The 15,367-nt window shown below is 72.8% G+C and carries 16 protein-coding genes; 6 read left to right on the top strand and 10 right to left on the bottom strand.

Annotated features, from left to right (window positions below; genetic code table 11):
- Positions 1–308: 308 nt before the first annotated feature.
- The 3 genes from IW256_RS18130 to IW256_RS18120 all read right to left on the bottom strand — a co-directional run bounded on the left by IW256_RS18130 (position 309) and on the right by IW256_RS18120 (position 4,328).
- A complete protein-coding gene (locus IW256_RS18130; RefSeq protein WP_197012118.1) occupies positions 309–1,190 on the bottom strand; it encodes a hypothetical protein in 882 nt (293 codons plus the stop codon).
- A gap of 99 nt (positions 1,191–1,289) precedes the next feature.
- Positions 1,290–2,030 carry an ATP-binding cassette domain-containing protein gene (locus IW256_RS18125; protein WP_197012117.1) on the bottom strand — a complete coding sequence of 247 codons (741 nt, stop codon included), beginning with the start codon at positions 2,028–2,030 and terminating at the stop codon, positions 1,290–1,292.
- Positions 2,031–2,366: 336 nt separating this feature from the next.
- A complete protein-coding gene (locus tag IW256_RS18120; RefSeq protein ID WP_197012116.1) occupies positions 2,367–4,328 on the bottom strand; it encodes an AfsR/SARP family transcriptional regulator in 1,962 nt (653 codons plus the stop codon).
- A 95-nt stretch (positions 4,329–4,423) separates the two neighbouring features.
- Here IW256_RS18120 and IW256_RS18115 point away from each other — a divergent pair, with 95 nt between their 5' ends.
- Positions 4,424–5,302: an alpha/beta fold hydrolase gene (locus IW256_RS18115; protein ID WP_197012115.1), complete on the top strand. Its 879-nt coding sequence runs from the start codon at positions 4,424–4,426 to the stop codon at positions 5,300–5,302.
- Between the two features lie 41 nt (positions 5,303–5,343).
- On the opposite strand, the gene IW256_RS18110 is transcribed toward IW256_RS18115, so the two are convergent.
- The 4 genes from IW256_RS18110 to IW256_RS18095 are packed head-to-tail and all read right to left on the bottom strand — an operon-like array spanning position 5,344 to position 8,994.
- Entirely contained in the window at positions 5,344–6,882 is a 1,539-nt protein-coding gene (locus tag IW256_RS18110; RefSeq protein ID WP_197012114.1) for a DUF6297 family protein, read from the bottom strand.
- Entirely contained in the window at positions 6,879–7,514 is a 636-nt protein-coding gene (locus IW256_RS18105) for an ABC transporter ATP-binding protein (protein ID WP_197012113.1), read from the bottom strand. Before IW256_RS18105 ends, IW256_RS18110 begins: the two co-directional genes overlap by 4 nt.
- Positions 7,511–7,891 carry a hypothetical protein gene (locus tag IW256_RS18100; RefSeq protein WP_197012112.1) on the bottom strand — a complete coding sequence of 127 codons (381 nt, stop codon included), beginning with the start codon at positions 7,889–7,891 and terminating at the stop codon, positions 7,511–7,513. The genes IW256_RS18105 and IW256_RS18100 overlap by 4 nt, the downstream gene beginning before the upstream one ends.
- A 41-nt stretch (positions 7,892–7,932) precedes the next feature.
- Positions 7,933–8,994: a flavin-containing monooxygenase gene (locus tag IW256_RS18095; RefSeq protein ID WP_197012111.1), complete on the bottom strand. Its 1,062-nt coding sequence runs from the start codon at positions 8,992–8,994 to the stop codon at positions 7,933–7,935.
- A 62-nt stretch (positions 8,995–9,056) separates the two neighbouring features.
- Here IW256_RS18095 and IW256_RS18090 point away from each other — a divergent pair, with 62 nt between their 5' ends.
- Positions 9,057–9,428 carry an ArsR/SmtB family transcription factor gene (locus IW256_RS18090; RefSeq protein ID WP_307828935.1) on the top strand — a complete coding sequence of 124 codons (372 nt, stop codon included), beginning with the start codon at positions 9,057–9,059 and terminating at the stop codon, positions 9,426–9,428.
- A gap of 145 nt (positions 9,429–9,573) precedes the next feature.
- Here the strand turns inward: IW256_RS18090 and IW256_RS18085 are convergent, their stop codons facing one another.
- Positions 9,574–10,218, bottom strand: a complete 645-nt coding sequence (locus tag IW256_RS18085) for a TetR/AcrR family transcriptional regulator (RefSeq protein ID WP_197012110.1) — start codon at positions 10,216–10,218, stop codon at positions 9,574–9,576.
- A 60-nt stretch (positions 10,219–10,278) separates the two neighbouring features.
- Here IW256_RS18085 and IW256_RS18080 point away from each other — a divergent pair, with 60 nt between their 5' ends.
- From IW256_RS18080 to IW256_RS18065, 4 genes are all read left to right on the top strand, one after another.
- Positions 10,279–10,911, top strand: a complete 633-nt coding sequence (locus IW256_RS18080; protein ID WP_197012109.1) for a class I SAM-dependent methyltransferase — start codon at positions 10,279–10,281, stop codon at positions 10,909–10,911.
- 29 nt (positions 10,912–10,940) lie between these two features.
- On the top strand, positions 10,941–11,777 hold the full coding sequence (locus IW256_RS18075; RefSeq protein WP_197012108.1) for a class I SAM-dependent methyltransferase: 837 nt from the start codon (positions 10,941–10,943) through the stop codon (positions 11,775–11,777).
- 167 nt (positions 11,778–11,944) lie between these two features.
- Positions 11,945–12,727, top strand: a complete 783-nt coding sequence (locus tag IW256_RS18070; protein WP_197012107.1) for a DUF899 domain-containing protein — start codon at positions 11,945–11,947, stop codon at positions 12,725–12,727.
- 162 nt (positions 12,728–12,889) lie between these two features.
- Positions 12,890–13,561, top strand: coding sequence for a GNAT family N-acetyltransferase (locus IW256_RS18065; RefSeq protein ID WP_197012106.1), 672 nt, complete (start codon positions 12,890–12,892; stop codon positions 13,559–13,561).
- A 100-nt stretch (positions 13,562–13,661) separates the two neighbouring features.
- Here the strand turns inward: IW256_RS18065 and IW256_RS18060 are convergent, their stop codons facing one another.
- On the bottom strand, positions 13,662–14,171 hold the full coding sequence (locus IW256_RS18060; protein ID WP_197012105.1) for a pyridoxamine 5'-phosphate oxidase family protein: 510 nt from the start codon (positions 14,169–14,171) through the stop codon (positions 13,662–13,664).
- Positions 14,168–14,932, bottom strand: a complete 765-nt coding sequence (locus IW256_RS18055) for a metalloregulator ArsR/SmtB family transcription factor (protein ID WP_197012104.1) — start codon at positions 14,930–14,932, stop codon at positions 14,168–14,170. Before IW256_RS18055 ends, IW256_RS18060 begins: the two co-directional genes overlap by 4 nt.
- Between the last annotated feature and the right edge of the window lie 435 nt (positions 14,933–15,367).

The raw sequence follows: 15,367 nt of genomic DNA, 5'->3' as shown, positions 1-15,367 counted from the left end.
AATCCTTCCGCAGATGGCGAGGGGCTACCAGAACTGACGACGAGGCGGAGGATTTCTGAGCGGTGAAGCCGCTGACACCGGGCCGTTCGCCAGGCCGGACCGGTCGGGTCGATCCAGGAGACGTGTTCGGGTCGGGCACACCCTCGATGTCGAGGTGGGATCCCCGTAGTACTGGGGAAAGATCGGGCGGATATGGCCGGTCTGGCTGATCGCCCAGTGCAGCGGCCGATCCCGGCCGGCCAGCGGCATGCCCTCCCCCTCTCCCTGAGAGACGAGCGGTGCGTTTCAGCGCGCACTCTCGGCCATGCTCAAACGCAGAAGAGCAGGGATGGCACCGCATGGTCGATCCAGTGCCAGAAGGGCTCGCCGGGCCGCTCTGAGGTGCCGTTGATGCCCGAAAGCGCAACCCGCGGGCTCCTGCGGGGATCGCGGTCGGCCATGTCCAGGAAGTAGGCCTCACCAGCGGAGTCGCACGTGCAGAACTGTATCCAGCGGTCGAACTCGCCATTCACCGCGCGGACGAAGTCCTCGTCCTGGTCGTAGTCGCCGGGGTCCTCGCCCTCGTAGTCCGCGAGGGTCAAGGCGCCGAGCGTCGTGGTGAAGCGGTCCAGGTGCAGAGCGAAGTCGAACGACGTGAGGGAGGCATGGACCGCGGCAAGGTCACGAACACCTGGGGGAAGAGACTCATCCAGCAGGGGCAGGACGTCGGTCGGGCCGAGGCTGGTCGGAGCCGTACCCCACAGCACGTCCAGGGAGTTCGCCCCCGTGTACGGCGCCAGCTCCTTCAGGTCGCGCGGCAACTCCCCCTTGCGGTCGGCGAAGTGCAGATATCCGAGCAGGTACCGGCCCTCCAACGCGATCAACGCGAGCCCGAGGACCTCCGCGCGCAGGGCCGCGAGGAAGCCCGGGCAGTGCCCGGCGACCGGTGCCCACACGTGTTCCAGGACATCGGCGAGCCCCGCGCCGACCGGTATACGCCACGGGTCGTCAGCCGCGAACGGGACACCGCCGGCGCCGCCCAGCAGCACAAGCCCGCGTAGTTCGGCCGCCTCTGCGGCCTTGGTGCTCCCCGACCATTCGTGTCCCAACAGCACCAATCGAGTGTTGCGCCGCAGCAACTGCTCGACGCCGCGGGGGTCGCCCTCGGCCAACGCCGTCCCCCACGAACGGTTGATCTCCGCGATCTCCATGATCGGCACGCTAGCCACCGACGCGGACGTTTCCCGACGCATTTCCGTACGGCCTCCCTAAGCGGCCGACCGCCGACGACCGTCCACGGCGCGGACGGGTCAGTAGCCGCTCGGCTGGAAGAAGCCGCGCACGTACGAGTCCTCGAGGGCGGCCAGGGTGGCGAGGTCGCCCGTGGCGAAGACCTTTCCGCTGCGCATGAGCACGACGTGGTCGGCGATCTTGGCGGCGGCGAGCATCGGTACGTCGTGGGTGATCACCAGGACCGCGGCTCCGGCGTCGGCGTACCGGCGGAGGGTGACCCACACACCGTAGGCGTTCTCGGTATCGAGCGAGGCCGTCGGTTCGTCCGCGACAAGGACACGGGGCTCGGGCAGGAGAGCGGCGGCGAGAGCGGCGCGCTGAATCTGGCCGCCCGAATGCTGGTTCGGGTAGAGATCGCCCAGCTCGGTCGGATAGCGGGCGGCCTCGCAGGCGCGGTCGACGCTCCATCGCCGATACCGGGTTTCCAGAGCGCGCAACTGCGCGCCCACGGTGTCCTCGGCGTGGAAGGCCGTGACGCCCGCCTGGGGCAGCAGTCCGACGGTGCCGCCGCGAAGGCGTCGCCATTGGCGCTGCCCGCGCACCGGCTCACCGCCGATGCGCACCTCCCCTGTACTGCGGGCGGAGTCGGGGAGCGAGCCGGTGAGTGCCGCTGCGGCCATGGACTTGCCGCATCCGGATTCACCGAGCAGAGCGGTGATCTTCCCGTCCGGCACGACGAGATCGACGGCGTGCAAGACGGTTTCGTTCCACCGGCTGGTGTCAATGTGGACGGTCAGTTCACGCAGTTCGGCAGGCATTGCGTGGTCCATTCTGGAGGGAATGCCGTCAGCGTAGGGCAGGCCGCCCAGAACTCCTTTGCGCCTGGGGCGCGTTCGGAAGAAGGACGCAGCTACGAGAGCAACCTGCCCGGCAAGTTCAACAGCAGACCTCGTGCGGGCTTTGTTGGGCGGGGTCGGACACATCGCCGAGGGTGCCCAGAACGCGTGGTCGCCCTGGTCACGACTGCCCCGGCCCACCGGCGGCAGGGCCGGTGCAGACGTCATGGACGCAGTCCACCCCGCGACACCCATCGTTTGACGGCCGGCCATGGCCTCGTGCCCTCGGCGGGCTTTGCCGAAGGCATTCGACACCTGCTATTGGGGTGCCAGGCCCGGCACCGCCGTGATCTCGGCGATGATTCCCGAGACCGGGCCGAGGCTGATCAGGCCGCTCGCGGCCCCCGCGAGCTCTCCTGCGGCCGGGAGCAGCGCGGCGTGCGCCCGCCGCAGCGCCGCCCGGTCGCCCAGCGGCAGCGCGGCCCGGGCGAGGAGGGCCCACAGCGCCTCGGCGAGGAGATCATGGGGCGGATCGGGGACGGCGCGCACCGCCTCGGCCGCCTCGTCCCGCCGCCCGGCCGCCAGCAGCAGCAGCGGAAGGGCCCACGGGCGGTACGGTCCGAACCGGTCCGGGTCCTCCGGCTCGGGGGCGCGGTCGTGGCGCGTCCGCAGGGCCAGCGGTGCGAGGGACGCGAGCCCCTCGCTCAGGCCCGGCATGCCGGCCGAGTCGAGCGGGGCGGCCGCGGCCCGGTAGGCGGCCTCCTTGGCGGTGAAGGGGGCCTGGGGGTCTTCGGCGAGGCGGAGCGCGCGGTACCAGGTGGTGAAGACCGGGACCAGCGGCCGGTCGTGCCGCTCGGCCAGCCGGTCCAGGTGGGCGGCGTGCTCGTCGCCGGCGGTGAAGTCCGCCACGGCCGCCGCGGACTGGAGCCTGATCAGGCGGCCCAGCACCTCGAAGTTCGGCAGGCCGTGCCGGACGGCCAGGTCGAGGATCTCCGCTCCGATGGCGTCCCGGCTTCCGGACAGGCCCGTCGTCTCGAACGTCTGCATGTACCGCCCGTTGAGGGCGAAGGCCAGCAGGGCCGGGTCGTCCAGGCCGCGGGCGATGCGCTCGGCCTCCAGCGCCGCCGCCCGGGCCCGCGGGGACGCCGTGCCGCGCGACTCCACCGCGACGGTCGCCAGCAGGCGCGCCCGTACGCCGGGGGCGGTGTCCCCGGGGAGCAGGGCCAGGCTGCGCTCGGCCGCCGCGACGATCCGGGCCGCCTGGGCGGGATCGTCGGACCGGGGCCAGTTCGCCGGGACGTCGTAGGCGCCGATCACTCGGGCGGTCAGCTCGGCGTCGCCCAGTTCCTCGGCGGCCTCCACGGCGGCGGCGCGGTGCTCCCGGGCGGCCAGGAGCCCGTCCGCGCCGGTGACGGCGAGCCCCCGCATGAGCCCGACCGTGGCCTCCAGCCGCAGGCGGGCGCCAGGAGCGGCCCGGTCGTGGGCGGCGGTGGCGCTCGCCCAGACCCGGGCCGCCGGGTCGGCGGGCGCGTCCAGCCGGTCGGCCTGCCGCAGGATGTCGGCCTCCAGCTCCCGCAGTCCCGGCCCAGGATCAAGGCCCAGCTGCTCGGCGAGCGCGGAACGGGCCCTGCGCAGGACCGCGAGCGCGTCGGCCTGCCGTCCCGCCCGGTACAGCGCCAGGGCCAGCAGCCGCCACGCCTCCTCCCGCCACGGATGGGCGTGGGCGTGCGCGTCGAGATCGGGCACGGCCTCGGCGGCCCGGCCGAGTTCCAGCAGTGCCTGGCCGCGCCGTTCGACCGCGCGCGACCGCAGCTCCGCCAGCCGGGCCCGTTCCGGGTCCGCCCACAGGGCGTCGGTGAAGTCGGAGTAGGCGGGTCCGCGCCAGAGCGCCAGCGCCGAATCCAGCAAGGGAAGAAGCGCGGCGGGCCGTTCCTGCGCCTCGACGGCCCGTTCGAAACGCCAGGCGTCGACGGCGTCCGGGGCGGCGCGCAAGGAGTATCCGGTCCCGACGGTGACGATCAGGCGCGGCGGGGTGCGGGGCGGCCGGTCGGGTTCCAGGGCACGGCGCAGCGCCCCGACGAACGTGCGGATCGCGCCGATCGCGCCCTGCGGAGGGTCCTCCCACAGATCGGCGGCCAGCAGCTCGACCGGCACCACCCGGCCCCTGGCCGCGACGAGCCGTGCCAGCACCTCCCGATGCCTCGGCCCCTTGAGCGAGATCACCGACCCGGCGGCGTCCCACGCCTCCACCGGCCCGAGGACCCCGATGAACACGCCCATCCCCGTTCCCCCTCGGCCCCACGTTAGCGCTGATCGGACGCTCATCGGGGGCGGGCAGCCTGGGGGCATCGGACCGAACGAAGGAGATGAACCCCATGTCGAACGGCATTCCGGGCTTCGCCTACCACCGCGTCCCCGTCGCCGACGGGGTCGCGCTGAACACCGCCGTCGCCGGAACCGGGCCGGCGATCGTGCTGCTGCACGGCTTCCCCCAGACCCACCTCATGTGGCGGCACGTCGCCGCCGACCTCGCCGCCGACCACACCGTCATCTGCCCCGACCTGCGCGGCTACGGCGCCAGCGACAAGCCCGCCGAGACCGGCCCCGACACCTACTCCAAGCGCACCATGGCCGCCGACGTCGTCGCCCTGGCCCGTGCCTTCGGCCACGAACGCTTCGCCCTGGCCGGACACGATCGCGGCGCCCTCGTCGCCTTCCGCGCCGGCCTCGACCACCCGGCGGCCGTCACCCACCTGGCCGGCCTCGACGTGCTCCCCACCCTCGACATGTGGGACGTCATGCACGGGGTCTCGGCCGCCGTCGGATGGCACCTCTACCTCATGGCCCAGCCCCCCGGCCTCCCCGAGAAGATGATCGCCGCCGACCCCGACGCGTTCTTCGGCGCCTTCCTCGACCAGTGGATCAAGAACCCCGCCGCGATCCCCGCCGAGACCCGCGCCGTCTACCTCTCGGCCTGCCGCGAGGCGATCCCCTCGATCGTCGCCGACTACCGCGCCTCCGCCGGAATCGACGTCGCCCACGACACCGACGACCGCGCCCGCGGCAACCGCCTGCGCATGCCCGTCACCGTCATCCAGCAGGACTGGGGCGCGGCCCTCGGCTACGACGCCACGGCCCTGTGGCAGGCCTGGACGGACGACCTCCACCACCACACCACCACCGCGGGCCACTTCATGGCCGAAGAGGCCCCCGCCGAGATCATCAGGCATCTCCGCGACCTCCTCACCCGCTGACCACCCATCACGAGCCGCACCGGGAATCGGGCAGGGGTCGTTCAGTAGCGGCGTCCTCGCAGGCCGAGGTACGCGGCCAGCACCGCGGCGCCCCACACCGCCTGTGCTGCCAGGAGCCCCGTGGACATTCCACCGGCGAACGCCGTCAACGCGGGCACGCAGCCGAGCACCGCGACGTCCACCCCGGTCAGCGCCCACAGCACCGGGCCCGTCGGCAGCGCCCCGACCGGTGTGCTCAGGACGGGCATCGCGTGATCGACGGGCCGCCGCCTCGCCATCCGCAGCGCACCGGCCGCCAGCGCGGGCGCGCACGCCGCACCCAACAGCCACCACGGCCCGGCCGGCAGCGCCCCCGCCGCGCCCAGCACCGTCAGCGCCGCCACCAGCCATCCGCCGCCCAGCAGCGCGGGCAGCACCGCACGCGCGGCGAGCAGCGCCCGCGGACCCACGCCCAGCAGCCGTGCCAGCGCCGGGTCGTCCCCGTCGCGCCGGGCTCCGGTCGTGGCCGCGGCCGCGGCCGCCAGCGCCCCCACGCCCAGCACGACGCCGGCGACAACGGGCACGTCGCCCCCCGCCGCCTCAGGTGCGGCGCGGGCGGCCAGCGCTGGAAGAAGCGTGGAGGACGCCAGGAGGACGACGCGGGCGGGGCGGCGGGCCAGGCGCCGCCACTCCTGCCAGGCGACCGCCAGCGGCCCTCGCACCCGCGCGGGCAGGCGGCCCCCCGCCAGGCCGGACGGCCAGGGACGCGAACGCACGGAACGGCCACGCCAGTGCGCGTCCTCGACGATCCAGGTCAGGGCACCGGGGTCCATCACGACCGCCGCCGCGGCCGCGTGACCGGTACGGGTGGAGGCGTCCAGCACGGCACGGGCCGGGATGCGGCCGAGCACCGTCCACGCGCGGACGGCCAGCCCGGTGGCCAGTACCGCGGACGCCGTCGCCGCTGCCAGCACGGCCGACGGCGGCGCGGACACGGCCGACGCCGCCAAGTGGCGGCCCGGACCGAAGCTCATGATGGCCGCGATGCCCGCCGAGACCACGATGACGGTGATCGCGCCGGTCAGCCAGGCGTCCCACCGCTCGGACGCCTGGGCGAGCACGGCCGCCGACATCCCGCCCGTCATCGTCGCGACGCCCAGCACCAGCGCGGCCAGCAGGCGCAGGACGACCTGGTCCCTCGTGCCGAGAACGGTCAGCAGGCCCACCCCCGCCACCGCGCCGACCACCACCGACACTCCTACGAGGATCAGCGCCGTACGGGCCAGCACGCCACGGCGCGGCAGCGGCGACAGCACCAGCCACGCCGCGTCCGCCGAGGGCAGCGCCACCGGTCCGAACGCCCTGGCCGCCGAGAGCGCCCCCGCCAGCAGCAGTGCGAGCAGGGCCACGCCTGCGCACGCGCGCGACGGGTCGACCTCGCGTGGAACGGACGACAACACGGTGCCCACCGCCGGAGCCGCGATCACCACCGTCAGCGCCAGTCCGAGAAGGCTCGTGTAGCGATCCGACCACGTGCGCCCGCGGCGGCCCCGCGCTCGCACGTGCGCCCGGACCGCCGTCATGCTCGCGACGCCGGTCATGCCGCCTCCAGGGTGACCAGCCGGGCGCCGGCGGCCTCGGCCAGGCGCAGGTCGTGGGTCGCCATCACCACCGTGCCGCCCTCGGCCGCGTACCCGGCCAGAATCCCGGCCAGCCGAGCCCGGAACGAGGTGTCCAGGCCGCGTTCGGGCTCGTCCAGCAGGAGCACGCGGCTCGGCCGTAGCAGCGCCATCGCCAGCGACAGCCGCTGCCGCTGCCCGGTCGACATCGACAGCGGCGCCAGGTCGGCCCGCGAGGTCAGGTCGAACGACTCCAGCGCCGCCCCGGTGTCCATCCGCGGCCGGTGCGCGCCGCCCGGGTCGTGCACCGCGCGCATCAGTTCCAGGTGCTCGCGGACGCTCAGCCCCGGGTACCAGGCCGGCTCATCGCCGACCAGGACGACGTCGCGCCAGAATTCCGGCTCGTCGACCGGCGGCCGGTCGAACATCCCGACCCGCCCGTCCGCCGCCTGCAACCCCGCCAGGCATCGCAGCAACGTCGTCTTCCCCGCCCCGTTCGCGCCGGCGATCGCGACGACCTCGCCCACCCTGGCCGTCAGGTCCACGCCGTTCAGGATCGGCGTGCCGCCCAGTTCCACGACCACACCGCGGGCCTCGATGATCACCTCGGTCACCGTCCGACCGTAACAGCAACGGCCCCCGAGCGAGCCGGGGAGCCTTCAACACTGGCCGGACGAGAGCGAGCGCTTCGGCGACCCACTGGGCACCGGCGAAGGGCGGCCAGGATCAGCGCGACGGAGAACACGCGGCGGTGAGGGCGCTGGTGGACCTTGAGGCGGGTGCCGAGGGCGCCACGGGCGGGCAGGCCGTCGGCGTCACCGCCGCCGTACAGGCGGGCGGCCGAGGAGCCGCGCACGGCCCAGGTGATGCGGGTGCCGGGCTCGGCCTTGGCGAGTTCGGTGAGGGCGAGCAGGGTGTTGGCGGCCGGGTGGCCCATCCCGACGACCAAGGTGTGGCGTCCGGCGAAGCGTTCGCGGTCGCGGCCCAGCACGTCCGGCAGCGGACCGGTCTTCCTCGCCTACGCGACCGGCACTACGAGTGCAGCCGGGTCAGGACGTACCGGGCGTCGGCGCCGACACCGCGCAGGGTGGCCGAGGCGAACGAGCGCTGCCACTCCAGCCCGACGTAGCCGAGCCCGGGATGGGTCGTGGAGACGCCCGCACGGTGCAGCGGCAGCCCGTCGCCATCGAGCGCTCCCAGCTCGGCGAGGTAGTCCACGCCCGGCCGGAACCCGGTGGCCAGCAACACCACGTCGACGCGCTCACGTGTCCCGTTCCGCCACACCACGTGGTCGCCGTCCAAGCCGGTGAACATGGGACGCCGGTCGGGATTGCCGGTGGCGATCGCGTCCCGGTAGGTGCCGGTGTCGAACACCGGCGTCCCCTTGCCGCCGGTGAGCAGCGGACGTGCCCAGCCGGCGGTGTCCAGGCCGGTTCGCTGCAGCCAGATGTGCATGTCGACGCCGGCGACGCGCTGCGGCATGAACCGCAGCGGGTGCCGGGTCGCCAGCGTGACGCGGGAGTGTTCGGCGAGCTCGATGGCGATCTGCACCGCCGAGTTCCCGCCGCCCACGATCACCACACGGCGCCCGGCGAACTCCTCGGGCCGCCGGTACCGCGCCGAATGCAGCACCGTCCCGGTGAAACCGTCCAGGCCCTGCAGGCCGGGGCGGTGCGGGCGGCTGAACGCGCCCGTCGCGGCGATCACCGTCGCCGCGGTGAAGATCTGCCCGCTCTCGGTGGCGACCTCGAACCGCCGTTCTCGCCTCTCGCCGGTGCCGGCGGCGACCTTGACCACGCGGTGGCCGGTGCGGATGTCGGCGTCCAGGCGTTCGGCGTAGCCGGCCAGGTAGGCGACGACCTCATCGCGCGTCGGGTAGCCGTCCGGGTCGCCGGGGAAGGGCGCGCCGGGCAGGGCGCTGCGGCGGGCCGGGGAGAACAACGTGAGGCTGTCGTAGTAGTGCGGCCAGGACCCGGCCGCCGACCGCGCGGCCTCCAGGACCACGGATGTCAGGCCGAGGTCGCCGGCGACGCGGGCGGTGGCCAGACCGGCCTGCCCGCCCCCGATGATGATGGTGTCGAAACGGTGGAGCATGACCTCAACATAACATCGTTTCATGAAATGTTAATATGTAGGCGAGAGTGGAGGAGGAATCGGTGCCCGACCAGGCCACGGGCGGTCCGCGTGAGGCGGCGCAGCTCGGCTGCGGTGCCGCGGTGGAACCGCCGAGCGAGAAGCTGCGCGAGTTCCTCAAAGGGCTGGCCAGCGAGCAGCGGCAGCAGATGCTCGAACTGTTCGCCGGCGGCGTCGAGCTGACCGTCGGGACCGTCGCCGAACGCCTGGGCATCGGCCAGTCCAACGCCTCCCAGCAGCTCGCGCTGCTGCGCCGCGGCGGCCTGCTCACCTCCCGCAAGGACGGCAAGCAGGTCCGCTACCGCGTCGACACCCTCGCGGTCGAGCGGTCCCTCACCGAGCTCCAGAACTACCTGCGGACCTGCTGCCCGCCCAGCGACACCGGCGACGGCTGACGCCAGGCATCCCCGCCGGCCGGCGCACGTCCACTCCCCCGCTGCCGGGCGGTTCTGATCCTCCTCGCGGACGTCAGCGGCGGCACAGGTCGTACCCGCCCGCCCCACGGGCCGTCCACGGTCGCCCTGGTCACGGCCGCCCGGGCTACCCTCCGGTGGCGTCGGTGCAGAGCTGGGTGGCCAGGGTGGCGTACGCCCATTCCTCCCACCGGTCGGGCGACCAGCCGCGGTCCTGGACGAAGATCAGGTACAGCTGCGGGCTGAGCAGGCCGAACAGCAGATCCGCGGCCGTCGTGACGGAGATGCCGGGGCGGACGTCCGGCTTGCCGGACAGCGCTTCGGCCGCGGCGTGATGCACGGTGTAGCGCGGGTCGGGGCCGGCGGGCCACTGCGCGGCGATCTCCGGGTCGGTGGCCGCGGCGGCCTGGATCAGCGGCATGATCGGGGCGACCCGGCTCAGGATCTCGCAGGTCCCCCGAACGTGCGCGCGCAGCTGTTCGGCCGCGGTGGGCGCGGCGCAGGCGGCGCGGAACCACTCCCGGTCCATGAGCGCCACCGGTTCGGTGTCACCGGCGATGGTTGCGTCGACGACGTCCTTGAACAGCGTGCGCTTGTTGCCGAAGACGAAGTAGACCGTCTGGACGGCCACGCCCGCCCGGTCCGCGACCTCCCGCAGGCTCGTCGCCCCGTACCCCTGCGCGACGAACAGCTCCCGCGCCGCCTCGACGATCTTCTCGCGGGTGCGGCGTGAACGCTCGGTCCGCTTGTCCGGCCGCTTGACGGTGCTCATGGCGCGAGTATATATCTAGAGTCCAACACTAGAGTTCGACTCTAAGTTACTGGAGGGACCATGAGCCGACCCGATGCGGCGCAGCTCCGTACGGCACGAGACCAGGAGGAGGCCGTCCGCCGCGAGCTGGAGGAGTACTACCGCGCAGGCAGGCCGCCGTGGGACACGGGCGTGACGCCGCCCGAACTGGTCGCCCTGGTGGAGGGGCAGGAGGCGCTGCCGCCAGGCCGCGTCCTGGAACTCGGGTGCGGCACCGGCACCAACGCCACGTATCTGGCCCGGCACGGCTGGGAGGTCGTGGCCATCGACCTGATCGACAAGGCGGTCGCCCAGGCCCGGGAGAAGGCCGCCGCGGCCGGGGCGGCGGTACGGCTGCTGCACGGGGACGCCACCCGCCTCGACGATCTGGACGCGCCCGGCCCCTACGACCTGTTCTTCGATCTGAGCTGCTACTGCGGAATCCCGCCGCACCGCCGCGACGCCTACGCCGCCGGACTCACGCGCCGCGCCGCTCCCGGCGCCCGGCTGCTGATGTTCGGGTACGGCCCCGAGGCGTTCGACGACCCGATCTCGGGTGTCACCGCCGACGAACTGCGCAGCAGGTTCACCGGCTGGGACCTGGTCGAAGCCACACCCGGCACGAACCCGGTGCCCACGTTCTGGTTCACGCTGCGACGCACGTCCCGATCGTGACCCTGCCACACACAGCGAAGGAGATTTCGATGAACGCCATTGTCAACGTCCAGCAGGCGGAAGCGTGGAACGGGTGGGAGGGGGCGGCCTGGGCCGACAACGCACCCCGTTACGACGCGATGATGGGCGGCTTCAATCAGCCCCTCTTGGACCTCGCCGCGATCGGCGAGACCGACGACGTCCTGGACATCGGATGCGGCACGGGACAGATCACCCTGCTGGCCGCACGCAGGGCGGCGAGGGCGCAGGCGGTCGGTGTCGACATCTCCGAACCGATGCTGACCCGCGCCCGCGCCGACGCGGCCGACCAGGGTGTCGCCAACGTGCGGTTCGATCAGGCGGACGCCGAGGTCCATCCCTTCGAGAAAGAAGCCTTCGACATCGTCATCAGCCGCGGCGGCGTCATGTTCTTCTCCGACCCCGTGGCCGCGTTCACCAACATCGCCCGCGCGCTCCGGCCCGCCGGCCGGTTGGTGTTCATCGTCCCGCGGGCGGGCCGCCTCGACAGCGAGTACGCCCAGGCCACCGCCGCGCTCGCGCCCCTGATGAACGGCCCCTCCCCCGCGGCCCGGGGCATGGGTTCGCTGGTCGACCCCGACCGTATCCTCGAGGTGCTCGGCGAGGCGGGCCTGGCGGAGGTGAACGTGAGCCCTGTCGAGGCGCGGATGGACTACGGCCGCGACGCCGCGGACGCCGCGGACTTCATCCTCGGCCAGGGCCCGGTCCGCTTCAACCTCAAGGACGTCGACCAAGCCACCGCCGCCCGCGCCCGCGAGGAACTCCAGGCCGGCCTCGAAGCCTACGAGACTCCGGACGGAGTCCGTATCCGCGGCTCCGTATGGCTGGTGGACGCCATCCGTCCCTGACCCCGGCCCGGCGAGGCGTTCGTCGGCCAGGGCGACCCGGCAGGAACGTCAACGGAACCCCGCGCTCGCGCCCCGGCCCCCTGTCGCGATGAATTCCGGCCGGGGCGCGAGTCTGTTCTGGTGCCCCTTGTAGGACGTCCCCGGCACCGGACACCACGGAGGACACCATGACGAACGCACCGGACGACCCGGCCGCCGCGCTGCCCGGCCGCCCGCCCGTCGTTGACCTGGCCACCTGGCAGACCGCCCGTGACGAGCTCCTCGTCCGCGAGAAGGCCCACACCCGCGAGGGCGACGCCCTCGCCGCGGCCCGCCGCCGGCTGCCGATGGTGGAGTTCGACGGGACGGTCGAGGTCATCGGACCCGAGGGCCCCGTCCCGTTCCTGGACCTGTTCCAGGGCCGCGACGAACTCGTGGTCTACAAGCACATGTGGTACGACGGCGCGCCGCACCAGGGGCAGTGCGAGGGCTGCACCACCACGGCCTGGCACCTGAAGGACGCCGTCTACCTCAACGCCCGCGGCGTCTCGTTCGCCATCCTGACCACCGGTCGTTGGGACGAGGTGGCCTCCTACGTCGAGTTCATGGGCTACACCCAGCCCTGGTACTCGGTGCGCGGCGTGGACGCGCCGGCCGGCGGCGACATGGGCCACATCACCTGCTTCCTGCGCGACGGCGACCGCGTGTTCCTCACCTACTCCACGACCGGCCGCGGCAACGAGCCGGTCAACGGATCCCTGAGCCTGCTCGACATGACGCCCTACGGCCGCGGCGAGGCGTGGGAGGACAACCCCGAGGGCTGGCCCGAGGGACACCACGCGTGCTGGTACTGGCGCTCGGACGCGAAGGGGAACGCCACCTGGGGTCCGACCAGCCGCCCCGTGCCGCAGTGGACCCGCCCCGGCGCGACCCCCGTGGAGACGCTCGGTCGGCACGGCCACCACCACTGACGCGCCATGGCATCGCCTCGGCACCCGATCCGGTGCCACTGCTCCTGGCCGGCCGGGCGCGCCCGGCCGGCCAGGAGCGACAGGGGGACGCGGCCGAGGTCGGCATCCGGCTGCGGGTGACGACGGACGCCTTGTTGCAAGTTATTTGCAATAATGCGGAGCATGATCGACGCCTCGGCGCCCCTCAACCCCGCAACGCTCCCTCCGTTGCCCGCCCTGATCGTCGCGTGGGGCCGGGGCTGGGCCGTGTCCCGGGGCGTGGCCGAGCCCGTCGAAGTCCCGGGGGGCTTCCGCGCCGACGTCGGCCGTCACGGTCACCGGGTCCGGTACGTGCTGCACACCTGGGACACCGATCTGATCGCGGATCTCTCCCGGCAGGTCACCGAGCCCGGAACCTGGATCAAAGTCAGCGGACGTGCCACCGACCTGCGTGGCGCTCTGCCGGCGCGCTGGATCATGGACAGTGCCGCTTACCTGATGAGTGCTCCGTTCGCCGTGGGCGCCGGCGTCCCTCCGGCGTCGTACGAACTGCTGGTGACAGGGGACGGCGAGGCGATCATCGCGACGGTCGTCGATGCGGCCGGTGCCGTGGCCGCTTCCGGGCGCTTGGCGCCCGCCGGCGAGTACGGCGTCATCGATCAAGTGCAGACCGCGCCCGAGCACCGGCGCCAGGGTCTGGCCACCACGGTCATGCGGGCGCTGAGCGACCATGCCGCCCGCAACGGGCTACGTACCGGTGTTCTCGTCGCCACCCAGGATGGACGGCGCCTCTACCGCACCCTCGGCTGGACGGTGCGGTCAGAGATCGCGGCAGCGTACGTCCCGGAATCTTGAGTGAGGGTCGGGGACATCTGACGCCGGGCAAGGCTCTGGACCGGGTCGCTGCGTACGTGAACCCCGGCCGGGTGTGCTCGTCCCCGGCCGGGGTTTCACGTCACTGCCCCCGTTCGGCGAACTCCTCAGAGTTCGTCCCGCCGGGGAACCGTGTGACGAAGTCGATGACGCCTACCCAAGCCGGCCGGACGGCGATGCGCACCATCCTGGTGCCGGGCCGGTCCACTTCCGCGACGTTCGCGGCGCCCTGTTCCTCGCCGGCGTAGCGGCGCTGGGCCAGCGCGTACTCTGCGACGATGCCGTCGACATCGGTGACCTCGGCCTTCCCTCGGATGAGGAGTACCGAGGGCGGGGTGGTGGCGGCGTCGATCGTGATGGCGATGTCGGGACGGGCGCGCAGGGCGTTGACCTTGAGACCTCCGAATGTGGAGAGGACGATCTCACTGCCGGTCCAGTGGAACAGCATGGGGAACACCCGCGGCGTGCCGTCCTTGGCCACGTAGGCGACCCGGGCGAGTTCGGTGGACGCGAGCAGCCGTTGGGCGACCTCGGTCTCCAGCAGGCGCGGGTCGCCTTGGGGCAGGGCCATCGGATCGGCGAGGCGCGTCATGGGGCGACGACCTTGGCGAGGTTGTCCAGGCACAATCCCCAGCCACCGCGGAACTCGTCCGCCGAGTGCTCATCGGGCAGGCCACTGTGGGTGAGCACCATGGTCGTGACGCCGCCGTCCTCGGTGATCTCCAGGTCGAGCCGTGACCCGGTGCCCGCCTCACCCTCCTCGCCGTGCCAGATCCATCCGAGCCGCGAGGGGGGTTCGACGACGGTGTACGTGCCGGTGCCGGTGTACTCGGCGCCGTCGGTGTCACGCATCACGACCAGGAGCCGTCCGCCGACGCGCAGGTCGACCTCGGCGGCGGCCGTCTCCCAGTCGGGTCCGGCGTGCCACCATCTCCTGATCACCTCCGGGTCGGTCCAGGCGTCGAAGAGGACGGCCGCGGGCGCCTGGTAGGTGCGCTCGATGCGCACGGTGGTCCCGGGTGTGGTCGTTTCGGTCACGGTGGTCTTCTCCTTGTCTGCGAGGTACTCCTCGACGGTGTCGAACATGCGCTCCCAGAGGGCGCGCTGGCGGTCGACCCACTCGACCGCGTCGATGAGCGCCGCCGGGTTCAACGCCAGCCGGTGCGTCCGGCCGACGACCTGCCGGACGACGACACCGGATTCTTCGAGGACCTTCAGGTGCTTGGTGATCGCCGGTTTGGAGACGCCCAGGCCCGACGTCACCTCGCCGACCGTCGCGGGGCCGTTGCCGAGGCGTTCGATGATCCTGCGACGGATCGGGTGGGCCACGGCCCGGAACAAATCGTTCACCATGTGGTTAACAGTACACCATTAGGTGAACAAAGCGGTTGTTTCCCGGGAGGCTGTGGAGGTCGGGCTTGATCAATGAAGTGGCTGTGCCTTCTCGCAGGGGCTGACGTCCCGGGCGGGGCTCGGCGCCTCACCCCCGGGTGAGCCAAGGGTTCAGGCGGCGGTGCGGGCCGGGCAGATGGTCCAAACCTGTGTCATCAGGCCGGCGCCGGCGCCGAACACCGTCACGCTGAGGGGACGGTGCACGGCTTAGCGCGATCGTGACGGCGCCGCCCGTGACGTGGTGCAGCCGGCTACCGTCCTCGCTGGACAGGAGATGTCCGGCAGCGATCCCCTGCGTGAGCAGCGCGGCGGCCAGGTACACCGTGGTCGCTTTCATCAGGACGACAACCGGGGAGGCAACCCGGGCCCCACATGGCCCGCGGCCTGCCGGGGGCC

It is taken from the genome of Actinomadura viridis (assembly GCF_015751755.1).
In the GTDB taxonomy this organism is placed as follows: Bacteria; Actinomycetota; Actinomycetes; order Streptosporangiales; family Streptosporangiaceae; genus Spirillospora; species Spirillospora viridis.
This window is presented reverse-complemented; position numbering and strand designations above follow the sequence as displayed.

Coding starts and splice junctions, on each gene's coding strand:
- IW256_RS18065 (WP_197012106.1), top strand. CDS start 12,890: ATGATCGACGCCTCGGCGCCCCTCAACCCCGCAACGCTCCCTCCGTTG.
- IW256_RS18110 (WP_197012114.1), bottom strand. CDS start 6,882: ATGACCGGCGTCGCGAGCATGACGGCGGTCCGGGCGCACGTGCGAGCG.
- IW256_RS18120 (WP_197012116.1), bottom strand. CDS start 4,328: ATGGGCGTGTTCATCGGGGTCCTCGGGCCGGTGGAGGCGTGGGACGCC.
- IW256_RS18080 (WP_197012109.1), top strand. CDS start 10,279: ATGAGCCGACCCGATGCGGCGCAGCTCCGTACGGCACGAGACCAGGAG.
- IW256_RS18060 (WP_197012105.1), bottom strand. CDS start 14,171: ATGACGCGCCTCGCCGATCCGATGGCCCTGCCCCAAGGCGACCCGCGC.
- IW256_RS18085 (WP_197012110.1), bottom strand. CDS start 10,218: ATGAGCACCGTCAAGCGGCCGGACAAGCGGACCGAGCGTTCACGCCGC.
- IW256_RS18095 (WP_197012111.1), bottom strand. CDS start 8,994: ATGCTCCACCGTTTCGACACCATCATCATCGGGGGCGGGCAGGCCGGT.
- IW256_RS18125 (WP_197012117.1), bottom strand. CDS start 2,030: ATGCCTGCCGAACTGCGTGAACTGACCGTCCACATTGACACCAGCCGG.
- IW256_RS18055 (WP_197012104.1), bottom strand. CDS start 14,932: ATGGTGAACGATTTGTTCCGGGCCGTGGCCCACCCGATCCGTCGCAGG.
- IW256_RS18130 (WP_197012118.1), bottom strand. CDS start 1,190: ATGGAGATCGCGGAGATCAACCGTTCGTGGGGGACGGCGTTGGCCGAG.
- IW256_RS18075 (WP_197012108.1), top strand. CDS start 10,941: ATGAACGCCATTGTCAACGTCCAGCAGGCGGAAGCGTGGAACGGGTGG.
- IW256_RS18070 (WP_197012107.1), top strand. CDS start 11,945: ATGACGAACGCACCGGACGACCCGGCCGCCGCGCTGCCCGGCCGCCCG.
- IW256_RS18115 (WP_197012115.1), top strand. CDS start 4,424: ATGTCGAACGGCATTCCGGGCTTCGCCTACCACCGCGTCCCCGTCGCC.